Annotated in this window: 7 protein-coding genes; 2 read left to right on the top strand and 5 right to left on the bottom strand. The window is 60.5% G+C overall.

Features of this window, described 5'->3' with window-relative positions; translation table 11 throughout:
- Positions 1–98: 98 nt before the first annotated feature.
- Together HUU46_14515 and HUU46_14510 are read left to right on the top strand one after the other, a co-directional pair.
- Positions 99–2312 (top strand): alpha/beta fold hydrolase, encoded by a 2214-nt coding sequence (locus HUU46_14515; protein NUM54856.1) that lies wholly within the window; start codon positions 99–101, stop codon positions 2310–2312.
- Between the two features lie 69 nt (positions 2313–2381).
- Positions 2382–4067 carry an alginate export family protein gene (locus HUU46_14510; GenBank protein NUM54855.1) on the top strand — a complete coding sequence of 562 codons (1686 nt, stop codon included), beginning with the start codon at positions 2382–2384 and terminating at the stop codon, positions 4065–4067.
- 219 nt (positions 4068–4286) lie between these two features.
- On the opposite strand, the gene HUU46_14505 is transcribed toward HUU46_14510, so the two are convergent.
- From HUU46_14505 to HUU46_14485, 5 genes are all read right to left on the bottom strand, one after another.
- Positions 4287–5759 carry a hypothetical protein gene (locus tag HUU46_14505; GenBank protein NUM54854.1) on the bottom strand — a complete coding sequence of 491 codons (1473 nt, stop codon included), beginning with the start codon at positions 5757–5759 and terminating at the stop codon, positions 4287–4289.
- 5 nt (positions 5760–5764) lie between these two features.
- A complete protein-coding gene (locus HUU46_14500) occupies positions 5765–8704 on the bottom strand; it encodes a c-type cytochrome (GenBank protein NUM54853.1) in 2940 nt (979 codons plus the stop codon).
- Positions 8705–8756: 52 nt separating this feature from the next.
- Positions 8757–10835 (bottom strand): DUF1080 domain-containing protein, encoded by a 2079-nt coding sequence (locus HUU46_14495; GenBank protein ID NUM54852.1) that lies wholly within the window; start codon positions 10833–10835, stop codon positions 8757–8759.
- Positions 10836–10983: 148 nt separating this feature from the next.
- Positions 10984–12525 (bottom strand): hypothetical protein, encoded by a 1542-nt coding sequence (locus tag HUU46_14490; protein NUM54851.1) that lies wholly within the window; start codon positions 12523–12525, stop codon positions 10984–10986.
- 129 nt (positions 12526–12654) lie between these two features.
- On the bottom strand, positions 12655–15324 hold the full coding sequence (locus tag HUU46_14485; GenBank protein ID NUM54850.1) for a SpoIIE family protein phosphatase: 2670 nt from the start codon (positions 15322–15324) through the stop codon (positions 12655–12657).
- Positions 15325–15396 lie beyond the last annotated feature (72 nt).

Raw genomic sequence — 15396 nt, 5'->3', positions numbered from 1 at the left:
TACCGATAGATTGTCGGGGAGTCATCAATGGGCTATAGTGCCGACGCTAGCCGGCGAGTCCGGCGCCGTCCAATGGAGTCGCTCACAAAGGGATCGCGATGGGAGCAATCGCACTAAAGTCCACCAAATGGGCCTTGGACATCGCCACGAAGCTCATCAAGGCCAACATTCGCGTCCATAACATCGACGGGATCAAGGACGACATGGCGATCATCTATGTCGTTAACCACTTCACTCGCATCGAAACCGTGCTTCTCCCGTATGTCCTCCATAAGTACACCGGCAAGGAGATTTGGTCGCTGGCCGCGGCGGAACTTTTCGTCGGCAGGATCGGCCAATATTTGTTGTCGATGGGGAACGTATCCACGCAGGATCCCGATCGCGACAAGATCATCGTCAATTCGTTGCTCACGGGCGAGCACCCGTGGATCATCTTTCCCGAAGGCGGGATGATTAAGGACAAAAAGGTAGTCGATCCGAAAGGCGAGTTTAAGGTCTACAGCAAGGGCATCCGCCGCCCGCCGCACACCGGCGCGGCCGTGCTCGCGCTGCGCGCGGAGTACTACCGCCAACGGCTTGCGTGCTTCAAAGACCGCGCGGACAAACAGCCCGCCATCCAGCCGATTCTCTCGCATCTCGGCCTGCAAAATGTCGAGCAGGCCCTGCAAAAGCGCACCTTCGTCGTGCCTGTGAACGTTACCTATTTTCCGATTCGCGCGCGCGAGAATATGATGCTCCGCGTAGCGCGGGCGTTCGCGAAAGACCTCAGCAAACGCGCCATCGAGGAGTTGTCCGTCGAGGGCACTGTCCTGTCGAAGGACACCGACATCGACGTGACCTTCGGCGATCCCATCGAGGTGGGCCACTACCTGCAGGAAACCGACTGCAAGCTGCTCGTCGAATCGATCGAGACCGATCTGAACGCGCTGGAAGAAGACCCGGAATCCGGGTTTAACGAGGCCGCTCGGCGTTTGATGATTCGGTTCATGGCGGACATCTACCGCAACACCACGGTAAACTACGATCACATTTTCGGAACACTCATTCGTTATCAGCGTGCCCGCAAGTTTACCGAGCGCGCGTATCGTAACCGCATCTTCCTGGCCGTACACCAGATCAAGCAACTCAATCAGCACCGGCTGCACCACTTTCTGGACAAGTCATACCGAGACATCATCTACGAAGATTCCGCGCCGATTTTCACCGACTTCCTCGACTTGTGCATTAACGACGGAATTCTCATCAAAGAGGGAAATGAGTACGTGCGCAACTCCCAGATGCGCACGGGGCAAGGCGACTTCCACAGTGTGCGCAAGGACGAAATCACGACCGTCATCGCAAACGAGGTCGAGCCGCTCTCCATCCTCACGGGAATCATCCGAAATGTCGCGGCAATTCCCAGGCCCGTGCTGTCCGGAAAAATCCGCGAACTCTTTCTCAAGGAAGACAACGAACTTTTCGAACTGGACTACGCGAACTTCGCGAAACCCGGTGAAAGCCGGCCGATGGACGTCGGCCGGCCGTTCCTGATTGCGCCGCCGAAATACAAGGCAGGCATGGTGCTCGTGCACGGCTACATGGCGGCGCCGCTGGAAGTCCGCGCAATGGCCGAGTTTTTCGCGCACCACGGGTTCGCGGTGTACGGCGTGCGGCTGCGCGGGCACGGCACGTCGCCCGAGGACCTTGCACGAACGCCGTGGGAAGACTGGTACGAATCGCTGAACCGCGGCTACGCGATCATCAAGAGCCTGACCGATTACATCGTGCTTGGCGGCTTCTCCACGGGCGGCACGCTTGCCCTACTGGCGGCGGGGCGCAAGAAAGACAAGATTAAAGCGGTGTTTTCCATCAACGCGCCCCTGCAATTGCGCAACTACATGGCGCGTTTCGCCTCGCAACTGGTGTCGATGAACAGCCTCATTACGCGCCTGCGCGGCGGGCAGGGCTGGGAATTCATCGAGAACCACCCCGAGAACAAGCACATCAACTACGCGCGCAACCCTATCACCGGCGTGCGCGAACTGGGTAAAGCGATGTCCGCGATGGAGGGCGTGCTGAAAGACGTCTGCGTCCCTTCGCTCGTCATTCAAGGGTTCCGCGACCCACTGGTCGAGCCGTCGAGTGGCCAAAACATATTCAGCCAGATCGGCACGCACCAGAAGGAACTGGTCGTCCTAGATTCCAGCCGCCACGGCATTATCAACGGAGACGGCGCAATCGAAGTCTATGACCGAATCGAACGCTTCCTGATGTGGACTCGCGAGCGGGAATCCGCGGGAGGGATGGCCGAGGCGCGCGCCGAAGCAGGGTAGGTTCAAGAAGGTGCTTGACGAAACGCCCGTCATTTGCATAACTACACTTCACGACCGGGGGTGTGAAACATGCGAATTCCGACGTATTTACTGGTGGCCGGCATCTTTATTCTCGCCGCTGCGCCGGCGCCCGGCGATCTCCAGAATGTCGAGATCGGCGGCAAAATCGAAATCTACGGCGCGTGGTATTCGAACTTGTTCGAGCGGAGCGGGAACGCCGAGCGCATTCCAAACTTCTTCTTGCCCTCGCGGCCTATAGGCCCATACAACACTGCGTCTTGGCTGCGCGCGGGTGACGGTGGACACAACGCCGATTATTGGGAGCAGCGCACACGACTCCACGTGCTTGCCGACTTCACGAACGAAGTCACCGCGTTCATCGAGCTGGACAACGTGTCAGGATGGGGAGACGATTTTCGTTCCGACTACCTGACTGGCCGCGACGCCCGCGGGAACTCGATCGACGGAATCGATATCCATCAGGCTTATATCAGTGTCGACAAACTCTTCGGCCTTCCTGCGCAATTACGCATCGGGCGGCAGGAGTTGGAGTTCGGTTCCGGCTGGCTCATGGGAAGCGATTCCGGACCAGACCCGTTCGTCGGCCTCTCCTTCGATGCAATGCGCCTTACGATCGGAGATGAGACAATGCGCATCGACGCGTGGGCAAGCAAGCTCGCCGAGCGTGGCGCAAGCGAGCAGGATGGAGACGTCGACTTCTACGGCATGTACGCCACGTGGGCAATTGGTGACGGCAGCGCGGGTATCATGCCCCAGAACATGCGCCAGATGCTGTTCCCCATGCGGGTCGTCTATGGCATGTACGACGCATTCATGCGCAACGGCCCGTTTCGCGGGCGTACAGCGCCCGTATCGTCCAACCTGCAGTTCGACGCCTACTACATGTATCTCCGCGACGCGGGCAGCCTGAACGACACTAATTTCGCCGCGCCAATCGAATGGCTGGAAGACGCCGCAAATCTGGATGACTACGATGCCACGCAGTTGCACACCGTGGGCGCGCGCGGGGCGGGCACGTGGAGCGGGTTCGACTGGGAAGCGGAGGCGGCCTACCAGTGGGGCGATGCCGATTCCACCGGGTTCCTGTTCAAGCCAGCCAACCAGCTCTACGGCGACGATGACGCCGAATACGATTCGTGGGCCGGGCACTTCGAAGTGGGATGGACGACTCCGCTCACGTGGAGCACCCGCGCGTTTCTGGGCGGCGCGTATTACGGCGGCGAGGACAACCGGGACATTTCGTTTCTCGAGTGGCTCAATCCGTTCGACCGTCCGGATAGCAGCGTTTCGTTCAATCGCCTGTTCACCTCGTGGCTCGAAGACATGTTCATCGACGTGACCGCAATGTCGAACTTCTGGAAAGGTTATATCGGCGTAAACGCATACCCGAGTGAACGCGTGGAACTCGGACTGACATTGTCGTACCTCGAATTGATCGAAGGGTTTGACAGTCCGGTTGGCGTTACATTCGGTGACTGGAAGGTTCCTGTTGCGCCCGCGCTTTCGTTCTGGACTGAGGACGGCTCGAAAGACCTCGGCTGGCAGACGTCCCTTTGGGTTACCTACGCGTACTCCGACAACCTCACATTCGAGCTTGGCTGGTCCCACTGGTTCACCGGCGACGCAATTGGAGAGGGTATTGCGTTTACCGACGAATATGGCCTGCGCAACATCGGCGGCCGCAGCGACGACGACCAGGACTTTGTCTACTTCTATACTTCGATCGAGTTCTGATCTCGATGTGAACGACTGTTGCCGCCGAATGCGAGGCCGGCTACGAACACGAAATCGGCTGCGCCGGCGGTGGGTGTCCCCGAATTCCCGAACGCCGATTTGCACTGGCCTCGCTTGGGCGGATTACGGTCGAGTCTGGCCACAAACCCGGACGGTACGTGGTTACCCCTTTTTGAGTTTCGTACACGAGGCGCAGTGGATACCGCCTCGACGCGCGCCCTATTCCGCGCCCACGATGTTCAACGCGTATAAGCGCGCGTCCTTCAGCGCAAACTCCAGCCGAATCAACTTTCCGCGCAACGCGACGGCTTTTGCCTTCCATTCAATCGGAGCATCGAGCGAGTCGCCCGTAATCGGCGTGCAATCCTCGTATGAAAACCCGCGAACGGGCCCTCCCGTGTCGTCGAGTACGCGCACTCGAATCCCACCGCCGCTCGCATTGGCGTTGATGGACAGCGATTCGCCAATGAACGTGAATGGAACCGTGCGCAACACGCCAGGCGTTTTACCGGCCACGCGCGCTACGTACCGGTCGCGCTTCATCGTCACCAACCCGATCTGCCGTTCCTCGAATCGGTTCACCTTGTGGCCGCGCGCGTATCCACCGTAGTAGAGATACACGTCGCCGCCAACCGGGACCTGCTCGTCGATCCACGCGTGTGCGTGGTCCCACGCCCCCTTGCGCGGGTCCGGATCGAAGAAGTGCGCGGTGTCGCGAAGCCAATGCACGCCGTCGTGGGACCACGCCAGCGCCGTATACCCGACACCGTACGCGTCGGGCGGGTCCGGCGGATCGTCTGCTTTCAAATCGTCCCGCAACACTTTTACCATGCCGATCACGGTGCGCCCACGGGCAAGGTAACCGTCCATCGCGTAGAACTGCGTCTCGCCGTCATCGACTTCCGTAGACGGCAGCACGACGTAGTGCGGGACCGACCACGACTTCAAATCCGTGCTGAGACTGTGCATGGTCACGCGCCGGTTGTTCTTCCAATCGTAGCCGGGTCGATAGACGGAAATGGTAGCGACGAAGCGGTTGCGGACCGGATCGAAATACAAACCGTTGATGTCATGACTGTGTTTGACCACCCGCGAGGGATCGAGGGGGGACCATGCGATGCCGTCCGCGGAGCCGGCCAGACTCAACCAGCCGTCGATATGCCAAGCGTAAATGTACCGGCGCGTCAACTCGGGCGCATTCGCGCCGGTATCAACGACCGCGACACCGAACTGAATTGGCCCGGGATCGTTGAGCGTGCGCGCCGGGCGTTCCCAGCGAATTCCGTCTGTGGACTCCAAGTACCCAATGCGCGAACGGTTCGAATCCATGGCATCGGTGTGCCGCCCGTACCACAGCCGAAACACATCCTTCTCCTCGTCGCGCAGGACTGTCATGTACGGCTGAAAACACCCATCCTCTTTGCCGGTCACGATGGGGTTCGGAATCGATTCCCGACGCTGGGGACTCTCAACTTCGCGCGAGACGTTTTCGCTCGCGTCGATGAAGTACTCGTCCAGAAACAGGAGCGGGCCCGGCGGGGGCGTGAACGTGGGGGGCGCGTGGACCACGCGAGCGTGGCCATAGATCAGTTGTTTCGGATCCTGGGGTAACGGCGTGTCGTCCGCGTTTCGTTGCGCATTTGCGCCCATGGCGGCAAGCACCGCCAGAATCGCGGCCCAGTAGGTACGCATGGCTCTTACTCCTGTGGCGGCAAGGCTGCTCTCGCGGCGTCCTCCAACATTTTCCGGTCGGGATGGTGCAGGAATTCGAGCAGGTCCGCCATACCCTGCACGTCAAACGCTGCCTCCAATCCTTGCGGCATCAGCGACTGATCGCTGACGGTCATCTCCTCGATGTTCTCCCGCAGCACGGTCGTTTCGATTCCCGCCGCCTGTCTCAGCGTGATGCTCGACGCCGTCTCGCCGCCGAGCACGCCGTTGACGATCTCGAAGTCCACGGTCGAGATCGTGTAGTTGATGTAGTCAGGCGAAATCTCCGCGCTCGGATCGACGATCGAGTGCAGCAGTTGCTCCTTTGTCTTGCTCGCAATGCCGCTCAGATCGGGTCCAACGTGCTGGCCAACGCCTTGAATCGTGTGGCACGGCAGACAATTCAGCGCGAACACGCCCGCCCCGCGCGCACGGTCGCCCGCAAGATCGAGCGCCGCGGAATACGTCCTAATCACGTCCGCCTTCGCGCCCGCGGTCGAACTGACGAAAAGCGATGCCGCGCGCTCTCTTAACTTGGGGACCGGATACGCTTTCAAGGTTTCGCGCGCGGCCGGATCGATCTCCAACGGCGACGGCGTGCCGGCGCCGATGGCGTCCAGTAGGACCGTTGCGGAGTCGGGCGATCGTACCATGCTCGCGACCAACGCCCGCTGAGCGGGCCGCGTCAGCTTGCGCCAGTCCGCGATCATTGACGCGACCACCGCCTGGTCCCCGCCGTTCACCAACGCATCCAGCGCGGCGTTCCGCACGGCGTCGTTGTCGCCACCGGCCAGCAGCTTCTTTACGGTCTCGACACCGGACGGATCGGGGTCCTGCGCCAACACGTACACCGCTGCGGCGCGGAGAAAGTCGCGCGCGTCGTCCTTGTGCGCAACGTAATCTGCCGACGCGAACACGCGGCCCAGCGCGGCAATCGTCTCTCCCGTTAGTCCTGCGGGCGGATCGATGAGCCATTGACGCAAAGGCTTCTTGGACTGCGAGAGTCCCCGCGCGAGGCCGGAGAACATCGCCAAATCCGGCACCGCCGTGATGAATTGCTGGCGCGCGATCGCCGCCAGCAGCGCCGTGATATCTTCCGAGTGCCCGGACTTGCCCACAACTTCGCACAACGCGCCGAGGAACTCGAATCTGGCGAAGGCGTACGCATCCATGTCGCCTTGTGAACGCTCGAATAGCGCAAGAATGAACTTCAGGGTCTCGGCATTCGTACTGCCAAGCAGTGCGAGGCGAAACCACGGGTCCACCGCGTCAGTCTGCGCGATCTCGAGACAAATCCCCACGCGCGCATCCGCGGAAAGACTTCCCGCGGATGCCGCCAGTTGGAACCGAACCGCGGGATCGGGGTCGGCGGACAACTTCGCCATCGCGACAAGGACCTTTGGGTTTGCCGCGCGCGTTTCGCCCAGCAATACGGCCTGGCGGCGCACGCGCGCGTCGTGGTCTTCCAGCGCCCCGGCCACGGTCGCGTCGTCAAGCGCCTGCATTCCTTCCAGCGTCCACAGCGCATGGATGCGGCCCTGCGGCGTGGATGCGGAACGTACGACTTCTTTTAGCGCGGGCACGGTCGATGCATCCTTCCGCGTTACCAACAACCGCTGCGCTTGTGCGCGGTACCACGCGTTTGCGTGATCCAGGATCTGCACCAGATCGCCCGGCGCCGCGCTCGAAAGTTTCTGGACTACATAGCCATCCGCCGGCCACTGTCGCGGACGAACGCGCCAGATGCGTCCCAGCGTGTCGCCGTTGCGCCAGTTCACGGCGCTGCGCATTCCCTCCGGCACGAAATCAGGGTGCTCGGTCCACTCGCGCGCGAAGTCCACCACGTACAACGCGCCATCGGGTCCCGTCGCAAGGTTCACTGCCTTGAACCACAGATCGGTTGACGCAAGAAATTCGACGCCCGCGTCGCCGCGCCGCGCCGCGAAGGTCGGGCCGTTGGGCTCCAGCACCATACGGTGCACCAGGCTGGTCACCGATTCGCACACAAATGCGTTGCCGGCGTAAGCGGGCATTTTGTCGCCACGATAAATCGTCAGGCCGCAGCTCGCATTCCACGAGTCGATGACCTCAGTGTTGAATCGTTGCTGCTTCGGGACAACCGGGAAGATTCGCAGGTCCTTCGCTGCTATGAGGGATTCGGTCGAAGTAACGGCAAGATGCGGATTGCGCGTGAGGTAGCGCTCCTCGATCGCGACGTGACGGATCGGGACGGTGTTCCACGAGAGAAAGCGATTGCCCCAATCGTCCTGACAGATTCCGAATTGACTGAAACCCGCAATCGCTTCGACCGCGCTGCCGTCAGGCTTGAAACGCAAGTCTCGATGCCGAAGCGGAATTGCCGTCTCCGGCCCGTCGTCTGGCTTGCGTACCTCACCGTCGCTACGGCCATTGGCCGCGTAAATCCAATTGTCCAAGCCCCAGAACAGCCCGTTGATCCGCAACTGCTCGTTGCCTTCGCCGAAGCCGGTGAGCACGACACGCCGCTCGTCCGCGACACCATCCCCGTCATTGTCTCTTAGAAACCAAATGTTCGGCGCCGCCGTCACGAGCAGCCCGCCGTCGTATGCGAGCGCGGAGTTCGGAAACGGCAGGTTGTCCGCAAAGACCGTAGCGTGCTCGTAACGTCCGTCTTGGTTTTCATCAGTCAACCGGCGAATGGTTCCACCCACTGGCCCGGCCGGGTAATCGCGCATCTCGACAACGTACATGCGTCCGTCTTCGTCCCACGTCACAGCGACGGGGTCGATGACGTCCGGCTCGCTCGCCACACACTCGATTGTCAACGAGGAATCGGCCAGGCGCAGTGCGGCCCGCACTTTGTCAACCGGATGATCGGCCGGATTGTCTTGAGCATGGCCCGCAGCGGCCGCAACGCACATCAAAACGGCAAGCACAATAGATTTCATGTTTACTTCTTTTTCCCCCTGCGGACTGACTCTCGATATTCCTACGAGAGCGTTACATTGCGAACAGCTCGTCCAGCATTCGCACAACTTCGTCCACAATGGCTTCCCCGGTTCCAATCTCGCAATAACTGTGGTAGCCGAACCACGTTTGGTAGCCCCCGCGCTCGTAGCCCTTTCGGTCGCCGACGTAGCCGATCCAATCGTTGCTCAACTCGGCAACCACCGTGTTTGCGAACGGCGACCGCCGCTTAATTTCGATTCCCAACACCGTGAAGTACTCCGCCGGCACACCGACAACGGCGACATCGCCAATCCGTATCGCCTGCAGGTACGTTTCCCGGGCTTCGCCCTGCTGCGCGCGCATTTCTTCGCGCATCGTGCGGAACACGCCAATCGTGTACTCCGCCCCCGCGGGGGCGCGCTTATTCACGTAGGAACTCACCTTCTGTTCCTCGGCTTGCTCGTCGAATGTGCGCACCTTAAAGGTGAAAGGACGCCGAATTGCGCCCAACTTTGGGATGCGCTGCGGCGCTCCTTTATCGATCGTGTTTTTGATCGCAGCCTTCATTCGCTCGATCATTACCGGTGTCGTCAAGTACAAGTTGTGCGTGGAGCCGGAAGCGCCTTCGAGGAAGCACACAGTCGCCCCATTCTCTTGCTCGATTTGCTGTGCCGCGAGTCCGTAGTACGATGGCGAGCGCACGCTGCCCGAAACGGTGCCAATCGTATGCGTCGAGTGGTTATACAGGATTGAGCGCAGCTTTGCGTCTGGGCCATAAAACGCGAACACCGGCAGCTCCGGATCGAACGGATCGGTCGGGCGCACGCGGTCTTCATGCGGTCCAATCCAAAAAATCGTATTGTCGGCCAATAGCAGCCGGCTGTTTTCGCCGACGCCGTATTCCGCGCCTAGCGCATAGTTGAACGTGCATCCGTCTTCGAGTTTTGCGTGCGCCCGTTTCACGGCTTCAACGATGCCGTTGCGCACGGCCTTGCGAAACCGCTCCTCGGGGCCGTACCCGTGTACGCGAATCGTGCTCGGCGCGCTGTGCGTATGCGATGCGTTCACCAGCACGCGTTCCGGTGGAATGCCTGTTGCGCTCTGAATCTCGGCGAGCGCGGAGTCCACAACCTCGCGCGTTACGAACAGGACGTCACAGCCGACGAACGCGAGCGCGCCGTACGGCTCCTTACTCACGACCAAGGCCGTCGCGCGCAGTTGGCCTTCCTGCCCGTTTGGCTTCCACGGCCCGATGCCGCCCGCCATGACCATGTCGTTGTCGCCGATAAGGTTCGCCGCGGCGGCGCCGACCGCGAGCGTCGCGTCCGGCCCTTCGATGGGCGCGGGCTTTTCTCCCGGCGCGGGCAAACGCTTGATCTCGATGTTGCGGTAGAAGAGTTCCGCTGCTTCGATCTCGAGCGCAATGCGCCCTTTACTCAACGGCCGCGGCGGCGCGCCCGACTCGTGATCGGCATAGCGGATATTCTCACACCGGTTCACGAGCTTGCCGTTGAGAATGTGCATCGAAGTGCTGCCGTGACAGATGATTTCGAGCGTGTTCCATCCCTCGAGTTCGTACATGCCGCGGCGCTTTTGATACGCGATACCCGGGCCGCCGAGCGTGCGCGCCTCGCCGCCGTCAATAGAATCGAGAAACGTCGCCATCTCGTCCGCTTTCGTAGCGGGATCGATCCAGGTGTCGCACGCGACACCGTACAACGCGATCAAGTCGCCCACGTCGTCTACTTGGATTTGATATTGCAGCGATTTCGGCCAGACTGCGTCGTCGCCAACGATGTGGTAATAGACTCCGGCGTCGCGCGGCAGCGCCAGGCGCGGCTCGAACGTCTTCCCGCCCCACTTGTACTCGATGCGAAGGTGATAGTTCTCGAATTCCGTCTCCGTGGAAATATAACCCATCACGACGTTGCCGCCCTGCGGCGCGTGCTTGTAGAGGTGAATAACGCCGTCTTCTACGGAAACGACCTGGTCCGGGTCGGCGCCCTTGCCGAGTTGTTGAAGGAACGTGTACCAGCCCGTCAGGTCCTTGCCGTTGAACAGCGGCTCCCAACCCGCCTGATTGCGCACGCCGCCGTCGATTTCAGCGTGTACCGCGAAGGCGCCATTCAAAACCGCGACAGCCGCAAGCGCCGCATGGGTCCACCGAACTCGCACGAATTGCACTCCACGTTTCGCCAAGAAAATGGCGCCACCCAAGAACAGAAAGTATGGCGAATTCGCGCCGGGACTGTCCAGAAATCCGGGGGTGGAAATCGCGTTACGGGATTGTCACCGCGTAACAATAGAAATGCTCGCCGTATCTGCCGAGCGGCTCAATGCGAAGCGCCTTGGCTGCTTCGTGTTGAATCGCCGAGTCTTGTTCCGTGTTCCGATCGCCGAATGCAACGAACAGAAAACGGTCGATATTCCGGGCGCGTAGCCCATCGAGCAGTCTTGCGAATTTCTCGTCATCGAACGCGGCGAAGAAATCTTTTTCGTCCATCAATCCGCCGAGTTCCAGCGTTGCCTCAACGCGCGACACGGCCAGGACGCTCTCGTCGCGCTCGGCAATGAACGTGTAGGCGGGCAGTACGCGCGTTCGGTACGCTTCGGCGAGCCAACGTGTTTCGTGAAGCGCGCTTCGTTTCATGCCCAACAGTACGGTCAACAAGAGAACGATGGCCGCCGCGGCGCGAAGCGCCCGCGATCGCGGTAGTGTCCGCCATGCAAACGCGCAGATAAGGATGATAAGAGCAAACTCGATAAACGCGAACCGAGGCCCAATTTGAAACCCACCATCGGATGGGACCATGAATACCATCAGCGGAAAGAAAAGCAGGGCAACCGCAAACAAGTACGAGGATTCGTTGCGCCAAGCGAAACGTTTCGTCGCGGCAAGTGCGCCGAGGAGGAAGACCATGAACCCGCCCACGGGCGCATAATGCACGGTCAATCTGGCGAGGCGCGCGAAGCGTTCCGCCAATACGCCCCATCCCAGCGCCGAATGTTCCCCGCTGGTCATTTGAATCCCGTGGGTGCCGAGCGCGTAGCCGTAGAAAAAATAGTTGAGCGCAAAGAACAGGACGATCATCCCGGCTGCCGCGCTCGAAAACAGAAACCAACCCCGAATCCCGAGCGCCGCCTTGCGCCACACGAACATCGCGGGTATCAGCACGGCAATAAGCGCCAGAGTCTCCGGCCGAAACCACACCGCGAGTCCTAACGACGCACCTGCGAGCGTCGGCCCAATCCTGCCCGGCTCTTCGTCGTCATAACGCAGTGTGTACAGAACGGGGATGATCGCGAGTGCAAGGCCCGGCGTATGCTCCCAGAATGTAGCTCCGTATAACGTGACCGGCATGGCGAATATAAACGCAAACATCAACAGCGCGATCTTCCATGCGTCAAGACACGCGCGCCGCATCGCCAGGTACATCGAAATCCAAAGCGCCCAGAGCGACACCACCGGAAGGATATAGTAGCCACGCACGCCAAACAGCGCATAGAACGGCGCGCTGAAAAGTGGAAAAGGGTATGGAAACACCGAAAAGTATTTGCCGTCCATGTCGAACATGTAGTTGCCGACCGCGCCCGGGTGCAGGCCGGACGACCATAACTCGCGTACCCATTCCTTTTCCGTCAGTCGCAGATCGACGTGCATCGTTCCGCGCGCAAACTGTTTCGCCATGAGGTTCTTCAGGCCGCCGTCGCCGGACCAAAACACTTCCTCCGCCGGAACGAACGCCTGCAACGCGACCGTCGTCACGACACCCGCCGCGATCACAACCCAGCAGGCCCTCCGGCCCCATAATTCAGTCACAGGTAGTTACCCCCAAGTCTCGGTCAAACGCTGCGGATACCAATTGGAATTGCGTCAGCTCCGGCGCCGCAATTGTAATGGAGGAAATGCCGCCCAGGCATACGTTCGGAGTCCATCCGTGGCGGCGCCTCAACTCAAATACCGCAACGCCAGCAGCGTTATGTCGTCGTGCCGCGGCGCGTCGCCGGCGAACGATTCAACGTCCTTCACCACGTGCGCTACCAGCGGCGTCGCAGGCATTCCCGAAACGCCGCGCAGCGTCTGTTCGAGCCGTTCCTCCGTATACAGGATGTTGGATTCGTTCATGGCCTCGGTTACGCCGTCCGTGAACAACAGGACGCTCTCCCCCGACTTCAGCGCGATCTCGCCCTCACTGTACTGTGCTTCCTCGAATACACCAAGTATCAACCCGCCAGTTCCATCAAGCGGCTTGACGCCCCGCGTTGAGGATACGCGAAAGGGGGGAGGATGCCCTGCGTTCGCGAAGGTAATCTTCCCGGTCGGAACATGCAGCACGCCGTAGAACAAGGTCACGAAGAACGCCGCCTCGTTCTCCTTGCACAACAGCCGATTAACCTGCGAAACGCAGTCCGATACCGACGGCGTCGAAGCCGCCGTCGCTTTCAAAATTGTGAGGGTCATTGCCATTACCAGTGCACCGGGCACGCCTTTGCCCGACACGTCGCCGATCGCAAAGGCGAGCCTTTCGTCGTCGAGAAGATAAAAGTCGTAGAAGTCGCCCCCGACGTTTGCGGCGGGAATCATTTCCGCGTAAACCTCGAATTCGCATCGATGCGGAAACGCCGGAAATTGTTGGGGCAGAAACGATCGCTGAATCGTTCGCGCAAGTTCGAGTTCGGTCTCAATTTGGTGGAGCTTCTCCTTCATCTCCTGCGCGCGCTTTTGTTCCGTGATGTCGCGGACGAACGAGGTATAGATAAACCGCCGCCCCTCGCGAGACGCCGAAACCGAAAACTCGGCGTAAAACTCCTCGCCGTTTTTTCGCTTCGCCAGCACATCGCGCCGCGTACGCCCGCGGCCGGAGCGAAGGATATCGAGAAACTCCTGCGCAACAATCTCGTGGATGGACTCCGGCACAACGAGCGAAATAACCGGCTGTCCGATCGCTTCATCGCGCGCGTAACCGAAGACTTCCTCCGCCTTGGCGTTCCAGCCGATCACGGTACCCCGATTGTCCGCGATGATGACCGCGTCCAGCGCCTTCTCGATGATGAGACGGTTGCGTTCCTCGCTCTCGCGCAGGCGCGCCTCGGCCGTTTGTCGCTCGTGCGCTTCCAGCGCGAGCGCGACAAAATCCGCAAGCGATGCAGCGAAGTTTTCTTCCTCCAAGTTCCATTCCCGCGCGGCGCCGGTATGCTCGTTGCACAGAATCCCGATGAGCCGCTGTCCTGTGCGGACCGGCGCGTCCAGCATGGATGTGATTCCCAACGGCGCGAGGTAACTATCCGCGAACTCGTATGTGCTCGGATCGCGCGCGGCGTCCGACGCGGCAATGATTCGGTTCTCGGCGAGCGCCCTGAAATAGATGGGGTAATCGGTTCGCGCCAGCTCGGCGCCTTTGGAAAACTCGCCCTTTGACCGAACGAATAGGCAGATACAGCGAATCGCGGAGAGGTCCGACTCCGCAATCCACACGCTCGACCGATCGACGTCAAGCGTCTGCGCCGCGGCCGTCGTGATTTGCCTGAGCGCGGCATCGAGATCGCCACGGTCGATCGCGTCGCTTCGCGCAAGCGTCATGAGCGCTCTGCTTTGCGTCGACAATCGTTCACGCCCGGCCTGAAGCAAGGACTCGACGCGTGCGCGCGAAGCGATCTCCTGCTCGAGCTCGACGTTCTTAGCGGTCAATTGCGACGTCTTGCGGCGTACCTCGAGCCGCAGTAGCGAGTTGACGCCGACGCCTATCAACGCAAAGGCCGCTAGACCCAGCACCGCCCACTTCCACCACCATGGCCACTCCATCAGCGGGACGTTTCCGAGCCATTTGTCCATCGCCACGCTATAAGCCGAATTCGGGTCGCGCTTCATGCGGCGCAGGTCGGCGTCAATCGCGTCGCGAATGTCTCCATTCTTGCCCTTGGGAAACGCGATACGCACCTGGATCGGATCGAGCACGATCGAGCTGCGGCGCACTCCGTAGTCGCTTTCGAGCTGCAAGCCCGCGATGCGGCTGAACAACCCTGCGTCCACACGCTTATGCTCGACCGCCTGCATCAGGTCTTTGTAGTCGTCATACTCGACGTAGTGCACGGCGATGCCGAAGTCGCGCAATAACCGCTGAAGCGCCGCGTAGTGCACGTCGCCGCGCATCACCGCAATGTGTTTCCCCTCGAGGTCCGGTATGCCAAGCAACGTCGAGCCCGGGGGCACATAGACCTGCGCCCACGTCGAAAACAGAGACTCGGACGTAAAATCGAATCGCTGGGCGCGTTCGTCCGAATACCCAATATCGAGCAGGACGTCGATCTCGCCGTCTTCCAGCCGGGCGAGGCAGTCCTGCCACGTGCCGTATACAAATTCGATCGGCCACTTTCGCGCTTTGGCAATCTCGGAAACGATATCGACCTGCAACCCCGCGGGCCGCGTGTCGTCGTCGAGGAACACCATGGGCCGGTTCTCGTAAATGCCGACCTTGATGGGCATGCTGCGTTCCGCCGCGATACTTGGAACGGAAACGGTAAACAGCGACGCGGCGAAAACCACTGCCGCGTGACGCAACCGGCCGAACAACCGGCGCATTAGAACGGTGACTTTGTCTTTGTGTGGGTGCACTTGCATCAACCGGGCTCGCGAGTGCGTACTCTACGCCAAGACCTCGGTTGGAGTCACGCGCAGAACCGGAGACGGACA

This window comes from Candidatus Hydrogenedentota bacterium (assembly GCA_013359265.1).
In the GTDB taxonomy this organism is placed as follows: domain Bacteria; phylum Hydrogenedentota; class Hydrogenedentia; order Hydrogenedentales; family SLHB01; genus JABWCD01.
This window is presented reverse-complemented; position numbering and strand designations above follow the sequence as displayed.

Coding starts and splice junctions, on each gene's coding strand:
- HUU46_14515 (NUM54856.1), top strand. CDS start 99: ATGGGAGCAATCGCACTAAAGTCCACCAAATGGGCCTTGGACATCGCC.
- HUU46_14510 (NUM54855.1), top strand. CDS start 2,382: ATGCGAATTCCGACGTATTTACTGGTGGCCGGCATCTTTATTCTCGCC.
- HUU46_14505 (NUM54854.1), bottom strand. CDS start 5,759: ATGCGTACCTACTGGGCCGCGATTCTGGCGGTGCTTGCCGCCATGGGC.
- HUU46_14500 (NUM54853.1), bottom strand. CDS start 8,704: ATGAAATCTATTGTGCTTGCCGTTTTGATGTGCGTTGCGGCCGCTGCG.
- HUU46_14485 (NUM54850.1), bottom strand. CDS start 15,324: ATGCAAGTGCACCCACACAAAGACAAAGTCACCGTTCTAATGCGCCGG.